The 20,860-nt window shown below is 61.1% G+C and carries 18 protein-coding genes and 1 pseudogene; 10 read left to right on the forward strand and 9 right to left on the reverse strand.

Going from position 1 to position 20,860, the window contains the following annotated elements:
* Window positions 1-297 carry a DUF1244 domain-containing protein gene (locus CQ041_RS21030; protein ID WP_122427509.1) on the forward strand — a complete coding sequence of 99 codons (297 nt, stop codon included), beginning with the start codon at window positions 1-3 and terminating at the stop codon, window positions 295-297.
* On the forward strand, window positions 290-631 hold the full coding sequence (locus CQ041_RS21035) for a HopJ type III effector protein (protein ID WP_163001991.1): 342 nt from the start codon (window positions 290-292) through the stop codon (window positions 629-631). The genes CQ041_RS21030 and CQ041_RS21035 overlap by 8 nt, the downstream gene beginning before the upstream one ends.
* A 64-nt stretch (window positions 632-695) precedes the next feature.
* On the opposite strand, the gene trxB is transcribed toward CQ041_RS21035, so the two are convergent.
* Window positions 696-1,658 (reverse strand): thioredoxin-disulfide reductase, encoded by a 963-nt coding sequence (gene trxB, locus CQ041_RS21040; RefSeq protein WP_016976180.1) that lies wholly within the window; start codon window positions 1,656-1,658, stop codon window positions 696-698.
* Between the two features lie 283 nt (window positions 1,659-1,941).
* Between trxB and cysZ the strand changes: the two genes are divergently transcribed.
* Together cysZ and CQ041_RS21050 are read left to right on the forward strand one after the other, a co-directional pair.
* The gene (gene cysZ, locus CQ041_RS21045) at window positions 1,942-2,691 is read left to right on the forward strand and encodes a sulfate transporter CysZ (RefSeq protein WP_105524254.1); all 750 of its coding nucleotides are present in this window, start codon (window positions 1,942-1,944) and stop codon (window positions 2,689-2,691) included.
* A 54-nt stretch (window positions 2,692-2,745) separates the two neighbouring features.
* On the forward strand, window positions 2,746-3,924 hold the full coding sequence (locus tag CQ041_RS21050) for a glycosyltransferase family 1 protein (protein WP_105524255.1): 1,179 nt from the start codon (window positions 2,746-2,748) through the stop codon (window positions 3,922-3,924).
* 402 nt (window positions 3,925-4,326) lie between these two features.
* Here the strand turns inward: CQ041_RS21050 and CQ041_RS21055 are convergent, their stop codons facing one another.
* The 7 genes from CQ041_RS21055 to rplU form a co-directional block, all read right to left on the reverse strand.
* Complete coding sequence (locus CQ041_RS21055) at window positions 4,327-5,430, reverse strand: NADH:flavin oxidoreductase (protein ID WP_105524256.1); 1,104 nt, start codon at window positions 5,428-5,430, stop codon at window positions 4,327-4,329.
* 220 nt (window positions 5,431-5,650) lie between these two features.
* Window positions 5,651-6,133, reverse strand: a complete 483-nt coding sequence (locus CQ041_RS21060; protein ID WP_105524257.1) for a glutathione peroxidase — start codon at window positions 6,131-6,133, stop codon at window positions 5,651-5,653.
* Window positions 6,134-6,234: 101 nt separating this feature from the next.
* Window positions 6,235-6,699, reverse strand: coding sequence for a CreA family protein (locus tag CQ041_RS21065; protein ID WP_003194082.1), 465 nt, complete (start codon window positions 6,697-6,699; stop codon window positions 6,235-6,237).
* A 15-nt stretch (window positions 6,700-6,714) separates the two neighbouring features.
* The gene (proB, locus tag CQ041_RS21070) at window positions 6,715-7,833 is read right to left on the reverse strand and encodes a glutamate 5-kinase (protein WP_105524258.1); all 1,119 of its coding nucleotides are present in this window, start codon (window positions 7,831-7,833) and stop codon (window positions 6,715-6,717) included.
* Between the two features lie 111 nt (window positions 7,834-7,944).
* Window positions 7,945-9,168, reverse strand: coding sequence for an Obg family GTPase CgtA (gene cgtA / locus CQ041_RS21075; RefSeq protein WP_105524259.1), 1,224 nt, complete (start codon window positions 9,166-9,168; stop codon window positions 7,945-7,947).
* Between the two features lie 192 nt (window positions 9,169-9,360).
* A complete protein-coding gene (rpmA, locus tag CQ041_RS21080) occupies window positions 9,361-9,618 on the reverse strand; it encodes a 50S ribosomal protein L27 (protein WP_003176049.1) in 258 nt (85 codons plus the stop codon).
* 34 nt (window positions 9,619-9,652) lie between these two features.
* Window positions 9,653-9,967 carry a 50S ribosomal protein L21 gene (gene rplU, locus CQ041_RS21085; RefSeq protein WP_003176051.1) on the reverse strand — a complete coding sequence of 105 codons (315 nt, stop codon included), beginning with the start codon at window positions 9,965-9,967 and terminating at the stop codon, window positions 9,653-9,655.
* 239 nt (window positions 9,968-10,206) lie between these two features.
* Here rplU and CQ041_RS21090 point away from each other — a divergent pair, with 239 nt between their 5' ends.
* The 3 genes from CQ041_RS21090 (at window position 10,207) to CQ041_RS21100 (ending at window position 12,060) form a co-directional block, all read left to right on the forward strand.
* A complete protein-coding gene (locus tag CQ041_RS21090) occupies window positions 10,207-11,175 on the forward strand; it encodes a polyprenyl synthetase family protein (protein ID WP_105524260.1) in 969 nt (322 codons plus the stop codon).
* A gap of 126 nt (window positions 11,176-11,301) precedes the next feature.
* Entirely contained in the window at window positions 11,302-11,643 is a 342-nt protein-coding gene (locus tag CQ041_RS21095) for a zinc ribbon domain-containing protein YjdM (RefSeq protein ID WP_105524261.1), read from the forward strand.
* Between the two features lie 159 nt (window positions 11,644-11,802).
* Window positions 11,803-12,060: a hypothetical protein gene (locus CQ041_RS21100; protein ID WP_017735021.1), complete on the forward strand. Its 258-nt coding sequence runs from the start codon at window positions 11,803-11,805 to the stop codon at window positions 12,058-12,060.
* Between the two features lie 135 nt (window positions 12,061-12,195).
* Here CQ041_RS21100 and CQ041_RS21105 read toward each other — a convergent pair whose 3' ends face one another.
* Window positions 12,196-12,813 (reverse strand): FKBP-type peptidyl-prolyl cis-trans isomerase, encoded by a 618-nt coding sequence (locus CQ041_RS21105; protein ID WP_105524262.1) that lies wholly within the window; start codon window positions 12,811-12,813, stop codon window positions 12,196-12,198.
* A 212-nt stretch (window positions 12,814-13,025) separates the two neighbouring features.
* On the opposite strand from CQ041_RS21105, the gene CQ041_RS21110 reads away from it, so the two are divergent.
* The 3 genes and pseudogenes from CQ041_RS21110 to CQ041_RS26915 all read left to right on the forward strand — a co-directional run bounded on the left by CQ041_RS21110 (window position 13,026) and on the right by CQ041_RS26915 (window position 20,803).
* On the forward strand, window positions 13,026-18,728 hold the full coding sequence (locus CQ041_RS21110; protein ID WP_105524263.1) for a membrane-targeted effector domain-containing toxin: 5,703 nt from the start codon (window positions 13,026-13,028) through the stop codon (window positions 18,726-18,728).
* Between the two features lie 290 nt (window positions 18,729-19,018).
* Window positions 19,019-19,900: pseudogene (locus CQ041_RS26910) on the forward strand (methyl-accepting chemotaxis protein); the annotation flags it as partial.
* A gap of 198 nt (window positions 19,901-20,098) precedes the next feature.
* Entirely contained in the window at window positions 20,099-20,803 is a 705-nt protein-coding gene (locus tag CQ041_RS26915) for a methyl-accepting chemotaxis protein (protein WP_371923031.1), read from the forward strand.
* The last annotated feature ends 57 nt before the right edge of the window (window positions 20,804-20,860 follow it).

The raw sequence follows: 20,860 nt of genomic DNA on the forward strand, positions 1-20,860 counted from the left end.
ATGAACGACCAACAACGCCTCGAACTTGAAGCCGCCGCCTTCCGCCGGCTGGTGGCGCACCTGGACAGCCGCAAGGATGTGCAGAACATCGACCTGATGAACCTCTCGGGCTTCTGCCGTAACTGCTTGTCCAAGTGGTACAAGGCCGAGGCCGACGAGCGCCACATCGAGCTGAGCCTCGATGACGCCCGTGAAGTGGTGTACGGCATGCCGTACACCGAGTGGAAAGCCCAATACCAGAAAGAAGCCAGCGCCGACCAACAGGCCGCGTTCGCCAAAGGAAAAACCCATGACTGACCTGAACACCCTGCGTACCAGCCTCAACAGCGGCGAACATGTGTTTGCCGACACGCTGGCCTTCGTGGCCGCCGGTTACGACTACCAGCCGCAAGCCTTCAGCAATGGCGATGTGGAAAACGCAGCCGGGCAGAACGAAGGATCGTGCAAGACCCTCGGTCTGGCGCTGCTGGAAGGATTGAGCGATCAGGAAGCGCTGTTGGCGTTTGGGGAGCATTACCGCTCGGTGGTGGCGACGCCAGAGGGTAGCGACCATGGCAACATCCGGGCGCTGATTGCACACGGTTTGGCCGGCGTGAAGTTCACTGCACAGCCGCTGGCCCGCAAATCCTGAGTCAGACGTAGAACCAAATGTGGGAGGGGGCAAGCCCACTCCCACATTTGTTTTGCGGTGTTACTTAGAACGAAGCGTTCTGCAGGCCGTCGAGGTAACGCTCGGCATCCAGGGCCGCCATGCAGCCGGCGCCGGCCGAGGTGATGGCCTGGCGGTAAACGTGGTCAGCCACGTCACCGGCAGCGAAGATACCTTCGATGTTGGTCGCAGTCGCGTTGCCTTCACGGCCGCCCTGCACCACCAGGTAGCCATCTTTGGCTTCCAGCACGCCTTCGAACAACGACGTGTTTGGCGTGTGGCCGATGGCGATGAACACGCCGTCGACTTTCAGCTCGTCGAAGCTGCCGTCGTTGTTCTTCAGGCGCGCACCGGTCACGCCCATGTTGTCGCCCAGGACTTCGTCCAGGGTGGCATTGAGCTTGAGGATGATCTTGCCTTCAGCCACCCGGGCGTGGAGCTTGTCGATCAGGATCTTCTCGGCGCGGAAGGTCTCGCGGCGGTGAACCAGAGTCACGGTGCTGGCGATGTTGGCCAGGTACAGCGCTTCTTCGACGGCGGTGTTGCCGCCACCGACCACAGCCACTGGCTTGTTGCGGTAGAAGAAGCCGTCGCAGGTCGCGCAGGCCGAAACGCCCTTGCCCATGAACGCTTCTTCCGACGGCAGGCCCAGGTAACGCGCGCTGGCGCCAGTGGCGATGATCAGTGCGTCGCAGGTGTAAACGCCACTGTCACCGGTCAGGCTGTAAGGCTTCTTGGAGAAGTCGACCTGGTTGATGTGGTCAAAGACGATCTCGGTTTCAAAGCGCTCGGCGTGTTCTTTCATACGCTCCATCAGCACCGGGCCGGTCAGGCCGTGGACGTCGCCCGGCCAGTTGTCGACTTCAGTGGTGGTGGTCAACTGACCGCCCGCCTGCATGCCGGTGATCAGCAGCGGCTTGAGGTTGGCCCGGGCAGCGTAGACGGCAGCGCTGTAACCGGCAGGGCCGGAACCGAGAATAATCACTCGCGAATGACGGGTATCAGACATGACTCACTCCTGTCGACCGCCCGGACAACAAGGCGGCTGGAATAAAAAAGGGACCACGAAGCACTTGGGGAAGGCTTGAACTCGCAGGCCCTGAAAATAATGGGTGCAGCGTATAGAGGGGGGCAAGATTAAGGAAATACGCAATAACAATCCAGCTCATAGGCGGTCTCTATGCAGTTGAGCCGACTGATCGACCGCTTTGTTACCGCAAATGTCGCAGCTTTCGCCCAAGAGGCAAAGCCGGTAAGGTCGGCGCGTTCGTCCCCTATGCCCGGAGTTTTCCATGCCCGCCCCTGCTCTTTCTGGCCCGCAATACCTGCGCGAAGGTCTCAAACTGGTGTTGAGCCCCGGCCTGCGCCTGTTCGTGCTGCTGCCGCTGGCGGTCAACGTGGTGCTGTTCGTCGTCTTGATCTACTTTGCCGGCCATCAGTTCAGCCTGTGGGTCGACCATCTGATGCCTACATTGCCGAACTGGCTGAGCTTTCTGAATTACCTGCTGTGGCCGCTGTTTGTGGTGCTGGTGGTGCTGATGGTGTTTTTCACCTTCACCATGCTGGCCAATATCATCGCGGCGCCGTTCAACGGTTTTCTTGCGGAGAAAGTCGAAGTGGTGGTGCGCGGCACCGATGACTTCCCGGCCTTCAGCTGGGGCGAATTGTTCGCCATGGTACCGCGGACCCTGGCGCGGGAAATGCGCAAGCTCGGTTACTTCCTGCCACGGGCCATCGGGCTGTTCATCCTTTCGTTCATTCCGGTGGTCAACCTGATTGCGGCGCCGTTGTGGCTGTTGTTTGGCGTGTGGATGATGGCGATCCAGTACATCGACTACCCGGCGGATAACCACAAGCTGGGCTGGAACGAAATGCTCGCCTGGCTGCGCCAGAAACGCTGGCAGAGCATGAGCTTCGGCGGCATCGTTTACCTGGTGCTGCTGGTGCCGGTGGTCAACCTGCTGATGATGCCGGCGGCAGTGGCCGGTGCCACGTTGTTCTGGGTGCGCGAACAAGGGGCCGAAACCCTGACTCCGTCATAAATCCATCATGCCAGTGACACAATGACGACATGGCCCACAGCGAGACTGTGGGTCATGACGACAGCCTCGCTTCACATCACCCTGATCACCGAAACCTTCCCGCCAGAAATCAACGGGGTGGCCAATACCCTCGGCCGCCTCTGCGACGGCTTGCGCGCGCGCGGCCATCAGGTCGAATTGGTGCGCCCGCGCCAGAACGCTGACCAGAGCCGCACCAGCGACGACGAATTGCTGCTGTGCCGCGGCTGGCCGCTGCCGGGCTACCCGGGCCTGCAATGGGGCCAATCGTCGATGCACAAATTGCTGCGGCGCTGGACCCGGCAGCGCCCGGACGTGCTGTACATCGCCACCGAAGGCCCGCTGGGCTTGTCCGCCCTGCGCGCGGCGCGGCGCCTGGGGATAAGTGTGGTCAGCGGCTTCCACACCAATTTCCAGCAGTATTCGAACCAGTACGGCCTGAGCCTGCTGAGCCGGATGGTCACCCATTACCTGCGCTGGTTTCACAACCGCTCCACCCTGACGCTGGTGCCCAGCGTGAGCCAACGCCTGGAGCTGGAGCGCAGGCATTTCGAGCGTTTGGGCATGCTGGCGCGCGGCGTTGACAGCCAGTTGTTCCACCCCGCGAGGCGCGACAACACGCTGCGTGAGCGTTGGGGCCTGGGCAATGACGATATTGCCGTGTTGCACGTAGGCCGTCTGGCTCAGGAAAAGAATTTGGGGATGCTCAAGCGCAGCTTTGACGCCTTGCGCGCCACTTATCCACAGCGTCGGCTGCAACTGGTGATTGTAGGGGATGGGCCACAGCGCGCGGCGCTGGAGCGCGACCTGCCCGAAGCCATCTTCTGCGGCACCCAGCGGGGTGAGGAACTGGCGCGACACTACGCATCAGGCGACGTGTTCCTGTTTCCCAGCCTCACCGAAACCTTCGGCAATGTGGTGTTGGAGGCCATGGCGTCAGGGCTCGGCGTGGTCGCTTACGATCAGGCCGCCGCGACCCAGCATATCCGCCATGGCTACAGCGGCGTGCTGGCGATGCCTGGGGATGAGGCTGCGTTTTGCGATGCAGCCAACTGGCTACTGGAGGAGCGCGAGCATCTACGCAGGGCCCGCTTGAATGCCCGCCAACATGCCAGCCGCCAAGGTTGGCCCGCGATCATCGAGCAATTCGAGCAACAGTTACGGGGTGCCTGCGAAGACGAGCCTGTGGCGGACAAGCAGTCCCGGTTGATCTGAACACATCGGGGCATGGGGCGGGAGACATGTCTGGTAAACGTCCAGTTGGACCTGACTACCGCTCAGAGACACTCAAAGGGACCTGTACGGTTTTGTCCTGACAGTTCAGTCGGCCCGTGAAGGGAAGTGCAAAGCACTTTTTACCCAAGGAAATAACGTCTTATGCAAACCAACTGCTCGAGTGCCTCCGGTCTGGTTCCAAACGTGGACAACCGGTTCCAAGCCGATAATTTCAGAGCCTCCACACCTGACGAAGAGGCCAAATTTCTAGAACAACAGAAAAACAATCCGAACTTGCCTCCATCCGGACACTACCCTCAAAACCCTTCTCATCTCACCTTTTAAGCCTTCCTCGACACAGGCGGGGCCCCGGACACGGCGATCCGGGGCTCCAAGCCTGCCTTATACAAGGCTCGTCAACGCCTCTCGGCTGAACGGCAGGATGTCACCCTCACGGCCGTCACGCACTTTAACCGCCCACTCCGGATCCACCAGCAGGGCTCGGCCCACGGCGACCAGGTCGAACTCGTCGTTGTTCAAGCGCTCCAGCAGGTTTTCCAGGCTGGCCGGTTGCGCGACTTTATCGGTGTTGACCATGAACTGCAGGAACTCGCCATCCAGCCCGACGCTGCCCACGGTGATGGTCGGTTTGCCGGTGAGCTGCCGAGTCCACCCGGCCAGGTTGAGGTCGGAACCTTCAAACTCCGGCTCCCAGAAACGGCGAGTGGAGCAGTGGAAAATATCCACGCCGGCGTCGGACAACGGCTTGAGGAATTCACCCAGCGCCTCGGAGGTGTTTACCAGGCGCGCGGTGTAGTCCTGCTGCTTCCACTGTGAGAAACGGAAGATGATCGGGAAGTCCGGGCCCACGGCAGCGCGGGTCGCCTGGATCAATTCAATGGCGAAACGCGAGCGGTTGGCCAGGCTGCCGCCGTATTCGTCAGTGCGCTGGTTGCTGCCTTCCCAGAAAAACTGGTCCACCAGATAGCCGTGGGCACCGTGGATTTCAACGCCGTCCATACCGATGGCTTGGGCATCCTTGGCGGCCTGGGCGAAGGCGTTGATCACGTCCTTGATGTCTTGATGGGTCATGCCGTGCACGACCACGTTGCCGTCCTTGAGCTTTTCCATCGGGCCGTAGGCCGGCACGCTGGCATCCGGCTCGGTGCCGATACGGCGAACGCTGCCCACGTGCCACAGCTGGGGGACGATCTTGCCGCCCTCGGCATGCACGGCATCGACAACCTTCTTCCAGCCGGCCAGGGCCGCTTCACCGTAGAAGTGCGGAACGTTGGGATAGCCGTTGGAAGCCTGGTGGCCGACCACGGTGCCTTCGGTAATGATCAAGCCCACACCGGCGGCGGCGCGACGGCGGTAGTATTCGATAACTTTGGAATTGGGCACGCCGCCCGGCGAGAACGAGCGGGTCATGGGTGCCATGACTACGCGGGTCGACAATTGCAGTGCACCGAGCTGGAAGGGTTTGAACAAGGCTTGGACAGGCATGGGTGTGCTCCACGTAAGGCGGGTTTATGACGTGGATAATATTGGTCGCTCAGAGGACTTAACAGCACTATTGATTTGAATGATCAAGAGATAAAAGCGACCGGTTAAATGTGGGGCGGGCTTGCTCGCGAAAGTGACCAACGATAACGCGGGCATTCTGGAGGAATGCGGCGCTCTCAGGTTTTTCGCGAGCAAGCTCGCGCCTACACGGGAGCTGTTTTCAGCTCAGGGCTTTTTCGATGGCCTGGACAATGGTGGGGTCATCCGGCGCCGTGCGGGGCGAGAAACGCGCAAGCACACGGCCATCCTTGCCCAGCAGGAATTTCTCGAAATTCCAGGTGATGTCCCCAGGAAACTCGGCGCCCTCGCCCGCCAGCAGGCGGTAGAGCTGGTGACGGTCCGGGCCGTTCACGTCGAGCTTGCCTCCCAAAGGGAAGGTCACGCCGTAGTTAAGGCTGCAGAACTCGCGGATCTCATCCTCGGAACCCGGTTCCTGCCCGGCAAACTGGTTACAAGGCAGGCCGAGCACGGTAAACCCCTGGTCCTTGAATTGCTGGTAGAGGTTTTCCAGGGCCGCATATTGCGGGGTCAGGCCACACTTGGAGGCGACATTGACCACCAGCACAACATGCCCCTTGAAAGGCGCCAGCGGCAGCTCGTGTCCGTCCAAAGCTTTGAGTTTCAGGTCGTGGAAAGCACTCATGACGAACTCCAGATTTCCCATGTTCTTAGCAAAGCGGCTGTTCGAGATTACAGGCCACAAGCCTGCAATCATAGACGCCGATTGCAAAACTCGCCCGCCGGTTACTGAGCGGTCGGCCAGGGCAAAATCGGGATCGCGGTCACGGCGTTCTGCGGGCTGCCTTCGATCAGGCGGTCGCTGTACACCAGGTAAACCAGCGTGTTGCGCTTCTTGTCGAGGAAGCGCACCACCTGCATGGTCTTGAACACCAGGGACGTGCGTTCCTTGAACACTTCGTCGCCATCCTTGAGCTCACCCTTGAAGTGGATCGGGCCCACTTGGCGGCAGGCAATCGAGGCTTCGGCGCGGTCTTCGGCCAGGCCCAGGCCACCTTTGACGCCGCCCGTCTTGGCGCGGGACAGGTAGCAGGTCACACCGTCGACCTTGGGGTCATCGAAGGCCTCGACGACGATCCGGTCGTTGGGGCCGACGAACTTGAAGACCGTCGACACTTGGCCGACTTCTTCGGCCGAGGCCAACAACGGCATGGCCAACAACAGGCCGAGCAAACCCTTCATTACGCGCATCGTGTATTCCTTTGGTTAAACCAGAATCAGGTTGTCGCGGTGCACCAATTCGGGCTCCGCCATGTAACCCAACAGACTCACAATCGCATCAGACGACTGGCCGATGATCTTCTGTGCTTCCAGGGCGCTGTAATTGGCCAGGCCACGGGCGATCTCGCGACCGTCGGGCGCGACGCACACCACCATCTCACCACGGCGGAAACTGCCCTGCACCAACTTGACGCCCACCGGCAGCAGGCTCTTGTTGCCTTGAGACAACGCCGACACGGCGCCCGCGTCCAGCACCAGCGTGCCGCGGGTTTGCAGATGGCCGGCCAGCCACTGCTTGCGCGCCGCGAGCATGCCGCGCTCAGGCGACAGCAACGTACCGATACGCTCGCCCGCCTTGAGACGGTCCAGCACGCGCTCGATGCGCCCGCCGACGATGATGGTGTGGGCACCGGAACGTGCAGCCAGACGCGCCGCACGCAGCTTGGTCTGCATGCCGCCACGGCCCAGGGCACCGCCGACACTGCCGGCCACGGCATCCAGCGCCGGGTCGTCGGCGCGCGCTTCGTAGATCAACTGGGCGTCGGGGTTGTTGCGGGGGTCGGCATCGAACATGCCGTCGCGGTCGGTGAGGATCACCAGCAGGTCGGCTTCCACCAGGTTGGCCACCAGGGCGGCCAGGGTGTCGTTGTCGCCGAAGCGGATTTCGTCGGTGACCACCGTGTCGTTTTCATTGATCACCGGGATGACTTTCAGCTCGACCAGCGCGCGCAAGGTGCTGCGGGCGTTGAGGTAGCGCTTGCGGTCGGACAGGTCGTCGTGGGTCAGCAGGATCTGCGCCGTGTGGCGGCCGTGCTCGGCAAAGCTGGACTCCCAGGCTTGCACCAGGCCCATCTGGCCGATGGCGGCGGCGGCTTGCAGCTCATGCATCGCGCTGGGTCGCGCGGTCCAGCCGAGGCGGCTCATCCCGGCGGCAACCGCCCCGGACGACACCAACACCAGCTCCACACCGGCCTCATGCAAGGCCACCATCTGCTCCACCCAAACGCTCATGGCTGCGCGATCGAGCCCCTTGCCATCTGCCGTCAGCAACGCACTGCCGATCTTTACGACCCAGCGCTGCGCACCTGTCACTTTGCTCCGCATCATCTTCAACCTTAGATTGAGGGCTGCGCGACCCAGCGCGGCCCATAACGTTAAACCCGGATACTAAAACGCCGCTCCAAAAGGAGCGGCGTTCAAGTTTACTGCAACGAATCAGTCGCGCACGTAAATGATTTCCGGACCGTCTTCATCATCCACGTCTTCTTCGTCCCAATCGTCGTCGCCGATGTCATGGACCGACTTCACGCCGCTGCGGCGCAGGGCACGCTGGTCGTCCAGAGCCTGCAGCTGGGCGCGGGCTTCGTCTTCGATGCGCTGGTCGAGTTCGGCCAGTTCGGCCTTGAACACCGGGTCGGCCGCCAGGCGGTCGGCGCGGTCTTCCAGGTAGCGCATGATGTCGCGGGTCAGGCGCTCGGTGCCTTCTTTGGCGATGGCCGAGATCACGTAGACCGGACCTTCCCACTCCAGGCGCTCGACGATTTCCTTGACGCGCTCCTCGTGCTCTTCTTCGAGGATCTGGTCGCACTTGTTCAGCACCAGCCAGCGATCACGTTCGGCCAGGGACGGGCTGAACTTGGTCAGCTCGCTGACGATCACTTCGGCGGCGTCCGGTGCGCTGGTTTCATCCAGTGGCGCCATGTCGACGAGGTGCAGCAGCAAACGGGTACGGGACAAGTGCTTGAGGAAGCGAATGCCCAGGCCTGCGCCGTCGGAAGCACCTTCGATCAGGCCGGGAATGTCGGCGATCACGAAGCTTTTCCAGCGGTCAACGCTGACCACACCCAGGTTCGGCACCAGGGTGGTGAACGGGTAGTCGGCGACTTTCGGCTTGGCGGCCGAGACCGAGCGGATAAAGGTACTTTTGCCGGCGTTCGGCAGGCCCAGCAGGCCGACGTCAGCCAGTACTTTCATTTCCAACTTGAGATCACGCTGCTCGCCCGGCTTGCCTGGCGTGGTCTGGCGCGGTGCACGGTTGGTACTGGACTTGAATCGGGTGTTACCCAGACCGTGCCAGCCGCCCTGCACAACCATCAGTTTCTGGCCGGCCTTGGTCAGGTCACCAATCACTTCCTGAGTAGCGGAGTCGATAATGGTGGTGCCGACCGGTACGCGCAGTACCAGGTCTTCGCCTTTTTTGCCGGTGCAGTCGGTGCTGCCGCCGTTGGAGCCACGCTCGGCATCGAAGTGCCGGGTGTAACGGTAGTCCACCAGGGTGTTGAGGTTTTCGTCGGCCATCATGTAGATGGAACCGCCGTCACCGCCGTCACCGCCGTTGGGGCCACCGTTTTCGATGAATTTTTCGCGACGGAAACTCATGCAACCGTTACCGCCGTCGCCTGCTTTTACTCGGATGGAAACTTCATCAACGAACTTCATAACAAAACGCCTCTCGCCGCACGGACGAGCTTAAAAAACCAAGACATAAGACTCTTGCAAAAATGAGCGTAGCGACCTCAATCAGCGACCGCAAATCCACGCTGGAGCCCATCACAAACAGCTTTGCAAGAGACTCACCCCACAAACGAAAAAGCCCCGTCGCAAGACAGGGCTTTTCCAGCGATCTCGCAATTAAGCTGCGACAACGCTCACGTAACGGCGGTTGAACGCGCCTTTTACTTCAAACTTGATCACGCCTTCGATTTTCGCGAAGAGGGTGTGATCTTTACCCATGCCTACACCGTAACCGGCGTGGAATTGGGTGCCGCGCTGACGCACGATGATGTTGCCCGGAATGATTTTCTGGCCGCCATACATCTTGACGCCAAGGCGTTTGGCTTCTGAATCGCGACCGTTACGGGTACTACCACCAGCTTTTTTGTGTGCCATGAGTCAATTCTCCTAGTGAGGAATTAGGCTGAAATTAAGCCTGAATACCGGTGATTTTGATCTCGGTGTACCACTGGCGGTGGCCCATACGCTTCATGTGGTGCTTACGACGACGGAACTTGATGATGCGGACTTTATCGTGACGACCTTGGGAGATCACTTCAGCCACAACGGTAGCGCCAGCAACAACTGGAGCGCCGATGTTCACGTCATCGCCATTGGCGACCAACAGAACGCGATCAAAAGTAACGGATTCGCCGGTAGCGATTTCCAGTTTTTCGATCTTCAGGTATTCACCTGGGGCGACTTTGTATTGCTTGCCACCAGTAACAATTACTGCATACGACATGGTATTTCTCCGATAATCCTGCTCACCCAGCGCTTTATAAGAAAAGGTATTGGCTGGCATGGCTGCATGGGATGGACGTCCCGAATGCAATTGCGTAAGGCAGGTGCTGCCCAGGAAGTTCAGGGTGCGCGATTGTACGCAAGGCTTTGGCACGTTGCAAGTGGCCGCCCATCGTGCCTTGACACCCGGGGGTCAGGGTCCTAGCATGCCGCGCAACCCTTCTGGAGCGACTGTCGCTGATGCAACCCCAAGCTTTCTACCGCGCGGTAGCGGACGATTTTAGCGCCGTCGACGGCATCATCAAGCAGCAATTGACGTCCAAAGTGCCGTTGGTCTCCAAAATTGGCGACTATATTACCTCGGCGGGCGGCAAGCGCCTGCGTCCTTTATTAGTGTTGCTGTGCGGCAAGGCCTTGGGCCGTGAGGGCGACGACCTGCGCCTGCTGGCCGCCACCATCGAATTCCTGCACACCGCGACCCTGCTGCACGACGACGTGGTCGACATGTCCGGCATGCGCCGTGGCCGCGAGACCGCCAATGCCATGTGGGGCAACGCGCCCAGCGTGTTGGTCGGCGATTTCCTGTACTCGCGCTCGTTCGAAATGATGGTCGAACTGGGCTCGATGCCCGTGATGAAGATCCTTTCACAGGCCACGCGCATCATCGCTGAAGGCGAAGTGTTGCAACTGTCGAAGGTACGCGACGCCAGCACCACCGAAGAAACCTACATGGAAGTGATTCGCGGCAAGACCGCGATGCTCTTCGAAGCCTCCACCCACAGTGCCGCTGCGCTGTGCGGTGCCACCGCCGAACAGGCCGAGGCCCTGCGCACCTTTGGCGATCACCTGGGCGTGGCGTTCCAACTGGTGGACGACCTGCTCGACTACAAGGGCGACGCGGAGACCCTGGGCAAGAACGTCGGTGACGACCTGGCCGAAGGCAAGCCGACGCTGCCTTTGATCTACACCATGCGCGAAGGTACGCCAGAACAGGCGGCCCTGGTGCGCAAGGCGATCCAGAAAGGCGGGATCGAAGACCTGGAGAGCATCCGCGAAGCCGTCGAGGCCTCGGGCTCCCTGGACTACACCGCGCAGCTGGCGCGTGACTACGTGGCCCGTGCGATCAAGTGCCTGGAAGCGCTGCCGGCCAGCGAATACCGGGACGCCCTGGTTGAGCTGAGTGAGTTTGCGGTCGCCCGCACTCACTAAAACGACGCGAACCAATGTGGCAGGGGGCTTGCCCCCTCCCATATTTGGATCCCATACAACGTGCAAGACCACAAAACCCTATATAATGTGCGACTTTTAGCCATCCCTGACTCCCAAGGAGCTTTAGTGAGCACGTTGCCACCCTGCCCGAAATGCAATTCCGAATACACCTACGAAGACGGCGCCCAGCTGGTCTGCCCGGAATGCGCCCACGAATGGTCTGCCAGTGGCGAGCCCGAAGCGGCCAGTGATGAAAGCGTGAAGAAAGATTCTGTGGGCAATGTGCTGCAGGACGGCGACACCATTACGGTGATCAAGGACCTCAAGGTCAAGGGCACCTCCCTGGTGGTCAAGGTCGGCACCAAGGTCAAGAACATCCGCCTGTGCGACGGCGACCACGATATCGATTGCAAGATCGACGGTATCGGCCCGATGAAGCTCAAGTCCGAGTTCGTGCGCAAAGTCTGAACCTGCTGCCTCCATCCCGCGCCCGCCGCGGGATGGCGTTTCGCCCTCTCGTTTGATCCCCCCGCACTCGCCACACAGAAAAAACCAGAAACCGCCAATAGGCACTTGCTATTCTACGAATAAGAATTATTCTCATTGAACCCATCAAGGAGAACGACCATGACTTATTTGATAGATGCCTGGCTGGATCGCCCACACCCTTACCTGCGGATCCTGCACCGGGAAACCGGTGAAGTCTGTGCGGTGCTGGAAGAAGAAGCGCTGAATGAACTGCAGGACCAGGGCGACCTGGACGTCAACGGGCTGAGTTCAAGTGAACCCGGGGTGCTGAAGGAAGTGGTGCGCAATCTGTTTCTGTTCTGCTATGCCCGAGCGTTGCGCCCGGCCACGGAGCTGCATGGCAAGTTCCATCCATGAGCCACCACGCAAAACACTGTAGGAGCGAGCTTGCTCGCGAAGAACTTGAAACCGCTGCGTTAATCCAAACACGCTGCGTTATCGTTGACGTTTTTCGCGAGCAAGCTCGCTCCTACAGGTAATCAAAAACAGGTCTTACAGAACGTCGAGCAGCTCGACGTCAAACACCAGCACGCTGTGCGGCGGAATGCTGCCAACGCCTTGAGCGCCGTAAGCCAGTTCGCTCGGCACGTACAGGCGCCATTTGCTGCCGGCATTCATCAGTTGCAGGGCTTCGGTCCAGCCGGCGATCACGCCGCCAACCGGGAATTCTGCAGGCTGGCCGCGCTCGTAGGAGCTGTCGAACACAGTGCCGTCGATCAGGGTGCCGTGGTAGTGAGTACGCACTTGATCTTCACGGGTCGGCTTGGCGCCTTCACCGGCAGTCAGTACTTCGAACTGCAGGCCGGAAGCCAGAGTGGTGATGCCATCACGCTTGGCGTTTTCAGCCAGGAAGGCCAGGCCAGCGCCAGCAGCCGCTTCAGCCTTGGCAGCCGCTTCGGCTTGCATGATTTCGCGGATGACCTTGAAGCTGGCAGCCATTTGTTCCTGGTCAACACGGCTTGGCTTGCCCGCGAAGGCGTCGGTCAGGCCGGCCAGGATCGCGTCCAGGCTCACGCCCGGTGGCGGGTTGTCGCGCAGTTGGTCGCCCAGTTGACGGCCAATACCGTAGCTGACGCGGGTTTCGTCGGTGGACAGGTTAACTTCGGACATGAAAGGCTCCGCTGTAGAACGGCACTGAAAAACCGGCATGAATACCGAGCCCCCGGTACCGTCCAGAACTAAAAGGGCCAGCAGACTAGCACAGAATACCGGGCGCTGATGAGCCCCCGTACAGGCCGGCCAACGCCTACGTATCTACCGCTGGGCCGTGGGTTTCGCCCTCCATGCTGAAGGTTCATTCCTTCACCCTGGAGACGATGCCGATGAGCACGACGCAACCCACGCTAGAGCAATTACGCAATCAACTGTTCGAGATCGACCCTGGCCTGAGCTCCCAAAGCCAACCGCCGATCGTTCGTTCGTCCCTCTCGATAGCACTGGAAAACCTCAGCACCACGCTGGCGACCGCAAATACTCACTTCTTCAACCAGGCACGCACGCTGTATCAGGCACTGACCGAGTCAGACCTCACGACAATCGACGGCAAAGCGCTGCTCGCCCGCCTCAAGACCAACCTGAATACCCAACTGCAGGACCTGGACGACACCCGCAAAGTCGGCGACCAGGGCCGCAAGCATTTTCTAACCTACACCGCAGGTATCAGGGCGCTGGAACAGGAGGCGCAGCTGAAGGTGCGAGACCTGCTGCTGTCGCCTGCCGATCAACGCATGATCGAGGATTGCTCCCTGGGGCCCTCGCTGCGACCCGGTATGTATGCACTGTCGTTCAGCTACCAGGCGCAGAACGTCGTGTTTGCCGGCGCGTTCGTACTGACTCGCCAGGCCATCCCGCGGGTTGATCACATGAGCGGCGACGAAAAGGTCGGGCCAGTATTGCTGTTCAGTCCCTCCCGAGGCATCGAAGCGTTCGAGACGCTGCGCGACCTTGACCAAGGCCTGAAGACGCTCATGGCGCAACCAGCCGGCCGCGAAGAGTTCACGCGGCACTTGCCCGTAAATTACCAACACCTCGACGTGGCCGGCATCTGGCCGTTGACGTTGCAAGCCATTGAGGGCCTGCCGCTGTTCGAACACAGTTACCAGGCGCTGCTCGACAAGCGTCGGCTCGATATTGACCTGGCCTTGAACCGGGCCGATGAGGGGCACTGCAACGCCCACCAATTGCAGCAAGCCCTGGACAGCGCCATCGGCGCTGCCCTCCCCGACCTGGCTGCCCGGCTGGACCTGCGCGCCCAGCGCCTGCTGGAACAGGCGGTGTACAACAGCCTGCCGGACTGGTACCGCAATGCCGCACTCGCACAACGGCAACTGCTGGGCGAGCAGGCCCAGGCCTACAACCAGGCGCGTCAAGCATTCATCGACCTGATCGGTCCAGCCGCGACCCCGCATGCCCTGGCACGCCTGGCGCTGGTGGAACGCCTGGCCGATGAGCTGGACATTCATGACCTGGAACCGGACCAACTGCATGTCCTCACCCACCGTCAGGTGGCCAATGTCGGTCGCTATGAACAGGCACGCAGCCTGGTTGAGTTGGCCCTGCGGGGGTTGCACAGTGGCGACGAACAGGCCGGCTCGGCATTCCTGGCCAACACGACCCTGACTTACGCGGGCACCGCACTGACGGGGCGACATGCCGGGCTGACGCCACAGAGCCTGCTCACGCTGATCCAGGACCTGCAGCCGCGGGTGGATTTCGCCGTGGTGCAGGAACAACACCTGGGCACCCCTGAAATCAAACAGGCCGCGCGCGAAATGCTCGATGCGCGCCTGGTACTGCTGGCCCGCATCGCCACGCTGCAAGGTCATCTAAATGCCGCCGATCACCAGCGTTTCGAACAGCTTCGCGCCAACCATCACCCCCATCTGCGGGCTCAAACGGTCCTGCTGCATGGCGCGCAGCTCAAAGACCTCTGGGTGTTGCGCGCAGAACATGCCAATGGCCAGGTGGCCCGCCTGCTGCTGTGTACGCCGGAAGCCCCCGGCAACCAGCACTTCATCGGCTTTGACAGCGTGCAGGCATGCCAGGCCCACATCCTGGGCTGGGCGGACACTCGAACTCGGCTGAAAGGTCGCACGATGAGCGACTACCTGATCGAGCAGGTTCCTCTGCGCTTTCGCCCGAAAATGGCAGCATTCCTAAAGCGACTCGGCTTCAAGCCCGCGGACCAGGAACACGCCGAAGTGACATTCGGCCCATCCTGCGCCCACACCGACTGCCTGGATGCCATGGTGGTGCATCTGCTCGATGCCGAACGAGTGGACGATTACCAACACGGCACACCGCTGTGGTATCGCTCGGCGACCGCACCCGACAGAGCTCGCCTGACCCGCCTGACTGAAGATACCGCCGGCGCGCTGCACACCTACAACCAACGCCCCGATGCCGAAGCCAACCTCACGACGTTCACCGACTACGTGCATACACACGCCAGGCTCAGCCTCAATGCCCTGCTCGGCCGCAAGCAGAAAGACGTCGACCCCGACAGCGTGTTCGCCTACTCACCCAAACCACTGTTGGGCACCCCCTCGGCGCCACTCTCCTATACCCGGCTGTACCGTGATGGCTATGCCGACGGGATCGGTTTTCTCGACGAAAAATTCTCCGCCAGTGCCAGCTTTCGAGGGCCTCCAGGCGTTGACCTGAGCAAGCTCACGCCACAGAACGTTGCGCGCTCGGTAACCGGTACCTGGATCGGCGAACGCTACACCGATGAAGTGCGCAAGCGCCTGCAAGCCGATCACCCTGGCTACGCCGCCCGGCGCAATGCCACGCTGGCGATTGTGCAGCTACAGATGCAAGCCGCAGCCCTGGAAGCGCGCCTGCAAGGCCACATCGCCAGCGTCGACCTGGCCTGGCTGGAGCGGGCAATCGACAGCCTGGCGCAGAGCGCCAGTTCAACGCGCACGACTTACAAGGTGCATCGTCTGTGCATCGACGGCGAGTGGGTCATCGGCAACTACCTGTTCAGTCACGACGACGACCCGGTCTTGCTCTACACCCCGAATGCGCCGGACGGTATCGGCTTTCGCGAAGCGAAGTTGTTCAACTACTTGCTGAAAAAAATCGAGGGCATGCAGGAGTATTTCTGCGAACGGGTTGCCGTACAGTCCCAGCCCCGCATCAGGGCATTTCTGCAGGCAGCACGCGAAGGCCTGCCCGACACGATCAACCGCACCACACCCAGCCCCGCACGCCATGATGTGATCGACCACGTCACGCCACTGATCGACCTGCACCGCGAGTGCTACAACATGAGCCTGCAGCGCAAGATCGACGACGTCCACGCCACGACCATCAATCGCACGCAAATGATCACCGGCCTACTCTGGACCTGTGTCGAATGGGTGACCGCCATCGCCACCGCGCCCTTCCCGGTGCTCAGCCTCAGCCTGGGCGGGTTGCTGGCGTTCAAGGATGCGATGCTCGCCCTTAGCGCCTACCGGCAAGGCGACAAGGACAGCGCCTTGCAACACTACATCGGCTACCTGGCCAACCTGGGGGGCGCCGTGCTGTTCGATTTTCGCCCGGCACTCAAGGGTCTCGCCCGCTCGACTGCGGTGCGCCCGTCCATCAAGACGGGCGAGCAGGCCATCGACGCGGACGCGCTCAAGCATCTCGATGCGACCCCCGCGCAAAACATGCAACCCGTGCTGTTCCAGGGGCAGCACTATTGGGCCCCATCGGCTCCGGATGCCAGGGGCCAGTATGTGCTTTACCGCCGTGACCCACTTTCTGGCCAGTTGCACTCCACTGCGCGCCTGGTCTATCGCACAGCCGACGGCCAGTGGGTGCGCTTCAGTGTCCCGGGCGGCGGCAGGAAATATGAACCGTTACAGCCCGATGAGAGCAGCCCCCTTACCGTGTTCGAGATAGCCCCTGAGCCCGCCCGCAACTTTCGTGCGATGCTCGAACCGGACTTTGGCAAAACACTCTCGGACAGAGGCGCCGGCTTCGGCGACAGCGCCCGACACAGCGCGTTTTTACAGGCCGCCCCACTGCGGGACGCCTATACCCGCAACGTCGAAGCGTTGACCCGCAGCGCTGACGCGTTCTACCAGGCCCTGCAACCACCCGTACCCAGGTCGGCGCTGCCCGAACTGGCGGTCGATGCCACCCACAGCGACCTGCTCAAGGCTCTCTTTGGTGGCCAAAGACGCTTGATCATAGGGGCCGTCAACGACTCCATTGCGAGCAAACAGTTGTTGATCGAGCAACTGCCGACACTCGTCGAACTGGGGCTCAAGCGGTTGTACATCGAGAACCTGCCCCGCGACCTGTTCCAACGCAAACTGAATATTCTCAACAACACCGCTGCCGGCAATAAAGCCCAGGCCTTGCGACGGCTGGAGCAACACCTTGAGCAGGTGGATCAGGCACTGGGGTTTGCACCGAATGCACCGTTCAGCTACAAAAAACTGCTGGATGAGACACAGCGTCTGAACATCAAGATCGATGGCCTGGACGCAGCATGCTCCTACCATCTGGAGCATGTACTGAACCTTGGCAGCGAGCCGCGCCTGATCCCGCGCAGCAGCAAACTGCGTAACGTTTACTCGCACACGGCCATTGAGCACACACGCGCCAGTCACCCCGATGAAGGCTGGATTGCGCTGGTGGATCACACGCGCCTTGGCACTTACGAACAGACGCCAGGGCTTGCGGCGCTGCAAAACGCCCCGGCATTACGGGTCGAGGACGCCGCGCCGGGGCAAGCGCTGGGCGTCAGGCCCGATACCAGCGGCGGCGCACAGTCGCGTGGTGACTACAGGCTGACGATGCAGACGCTCTACTACACCCGTGCCACGCCCGCGTCAGCCCCTGCCCCCACTGTGGCGCACTTCAGCGAGTTCGATATCGACCCGGAACTGCGCTTGCACCTCATGCAACTGGCAGACAGCCACCGTGGCCTGGACACCCGTTACGGACCCACGGGCAATGACCCGCGACGCCCGGCCTTCAGCGCCTTCGTCGCCACCCGCAAGCGCCTGCACGACGCCGCCGACGCGTTTTTCGCCGATTACCTGCCGGGGGCGCGTTCCTCCCTTTCGATGCTCGACTCAGTCACCAGCGAAAAAGCGTTCATCGAAACGTTGTATCGGCACCGGTCGGGCCTGGTGCTCGGCGAATCCCACGCTGATGAGTTCAGCAAGCAATTTTTGATCAAGCACATGGAGCTGCTGCGCGACCAAGGCGTGAAAACGCTGTACGTGGAACACCTGTTCACCGACCTGCACCAGGCCGACCTGGATACGTTCCACCGCACCACCCAGATGCCGAGAAACCTTCGAGCCTACCTGCGCGTGCAGGACAAGGGTCATATGTTCGAGTACACAGGCACCAATACCTACACCAATGTGCTGATCGCAGCGAACAAATACGGCTTGCGTATCCGGGCGCTGGATTGCGCCGCCAGCTACCATGTCAAAGGCATTCGAGGCCTTGACGGTCGCTTCACCCTCTTCAGCTACTTCGCCCATCACGTGATCAACGCCGACCAACTCGCACAAGGCGCCCACAAATGGGTGGCGTTCATGGGCAGCGGCCACACCGACCTGCATCGTCTGGTGCCAGGCATTGCGCAAATGCAGGATGCGGTGAGCCTGCATGTGCGCGACGTCGTCCCCAGCCAGGCGCGCTCGCTGCACCGCAACACGTGGGAAAGGGCAGACATTTCCGGCGGGCTGGCCCTGCGCAGCGACTTCAAGATCGAAGTCGCCAGTTCACGCCTGCGCGCACAACCTGCCGCCCCCGTGCCGGACCGCACGCGCCTGCGCCTCAAAGGGCATTTTCTGATCGAGCGCCCTTCAAGCACGCAGACTCTGCTCGTGCACCACTCCAATACAGGGGAGATCGTCACAACACCGATTCAGATTGACGAGCAAGGCCAGTTTTTCGTTGATCGATGGGACTTCATGAAAGCGCAGCGTTTCATCTATCTGTCGCAATTGACGTCCGCCCTGGAAGCACCCGTGCCCAGGGGCATGGGTATGAAGCAACTCAACTGACGCCAGCGGTTGTCGCACCGAGGCCCGTTCATCGGACCTCGGCGCATCCCACTTCAGAATGCTGCCCCCCCGCCGATAAACACCCACACCTTCAGGCTGGCCTCAAAAACAACTATCGCCCAGCACATCACCATCATTTTATTGCGGAGCATTCGATGAACAGCTGGTTCGGTAACATCAGCGTCAACCTCAAGCTTGGCCTGGGCTTCGGTCTGGTGCTGGTCCTCACTTCAATCCTGGCCCTCACCGGCTGGACCAGCCTGGGCGGCCTGATCGATCGCAGCAACTGGATGAGCGATATCACCCAGCTCAACGCGTCGCTGACCAAACTGCGCATCGTGCGCCTGCAGTACATGCTCGCCAACGGCGACGAAGCCGTGGCGCAGAACGTACAGACCAACCTGGATGCCTTCGCGGCCCAGCAACAAAAACTGCTGGACACCTTCAAGAGCCCGGAGAACCTGAAGCTGCTCAACGAGCAGAAAGCGGTCATCGGTGCTTACCAGCAATCACTGAACAAAATGCGTGAGGCCTACCGCAACGGCAATGCCTCGCGCCTGTTGATGGGCGACAAGGCTGACATCGCCAACGCTCAGATTGACGCGCTGGAAAACAGCGTGAAGCAAATGCCTGACAGTGCCGAGCACCTGGCCCAGTTCCAGGCCGTGGCTGACGCCAAGATGCAATTCCAGCTGGCGCGCTACGAAGTGCGCGGTTACACCGGCAACGTCAGCCCGGACACTGAAGCCCGCGCTGCCGCACAAATCGAAAAAACCATCGATGGATTGAAAAAACTCAGCGCCGCCTTCGGCACCAGCCAGCAAAGCGCACTGACTGCGCTGGAATCGGCACTGGGTGCCTACCGCACGGCCGTGCAGAACTACAAAGCCGCCAACGCCAACATCGTTGCCGCCCGCGCCGAAATGACCACCCAGGGTGCCGACATCGTCACCATCAGCGACAAGCTTTACGAAATCCAGCTTGAACGCCGCGACGCCGAAAGCGCCCAGGCCCGCAGCCTGCAATTGATCAGCACCTTGCTGGCGCTGCTGGTGGGTGTCATCGCTGCCTGGGTCATCACGCGCCAGATCACCCGCCCGATCCAGGAAACCCTGGCCGTGGTGGAACGCATTGCCTCCGGCGATTTGAGCCATAACATTCAGGTCACGCGTCGCGATGAACTGGGCGTGTTGCAACAAGGCATCCAGCGCATGGGCACCACCTTGCGTGAATTGATCAGCGGTATTCGCGATGGCGTGACGCAGATCGCCAGCGCCGCCGAAGAGCTGTCGGCCGTGACCGAGCAGACCAGCGCCGGCGTGAACAGCCAGAAGATCGAAACCGATCAGGTCGCCACCGCGATGCACGAAATGACCGCCACCGTGCAGGAAGTGGCGCGCAACGCCGAGCAGGCCTCCCAGGCCGCTGCCGACGCCGACGGCCAAGCCCGCGCCGGTGACAAAGTGGTCGCCGAAGCCATCGCCCAGATCGAGCGTCTGGCCGCTGAAGTGGCGCGCTCCACCGACGCGATGAGCCACCTGCAACAAGAGAGCAACAAGATCGGCAGCGTGATGGACGTGATCAAGGCCGTGGCCGAGCAGACCAACTTGCTGGCCCTCAACGCGGCCATCGAAGCAGCACGTGCCGGTGAAGCCGGTCGCGGGTTTGCCGTGGTGGCCGATGAAGTGCGCGGCCTGGCCCAGCGTACGCAGAAATCCACCGAAGAAATCGAAGGCCTGGTGGCCGGTCTGCAAAATGGCACCCAGCAAGTGGCCAATGTGATGAACAACAGCCGCAGCCTCACCGACAGCAGCGTCGAGCTGACACGCAAGGCCGGGACCTCACTGGAAAACATCACCCGTACCGTGTCGAATATCCAGTCGATGAACCAGCAGATTGCAGCGGCGGCAGAGCAACAAAGCGCCGTCGCCGAAGAGATCAGCCGCAGTATCGTGAATGTGCGCGATGTGTCGGAGCAAACGGCTACGGCCAGTGACGAGACGGCTAAATCCAGCGTTGAGCTGGCGCGCCTGGGCAGCCAGTTGCAGCAGATGGTCAGCCACTTCCGGGTGTAATACTCACCCGTTCATACCGACAGGCCTCGTTCGCAGGCCTGTCGCTTTTCCCCCCAT

Origin of the sequence: Pseudomonas sp. MYb60, assembly GCF_002979555.1 — a bacterium.
Classification (GTDB): Bacteria; Pseudomonadota; Gammaproteobacteria; order Pseudomonadales; family Pseudomonadaceae; genus Aquipseudomonas.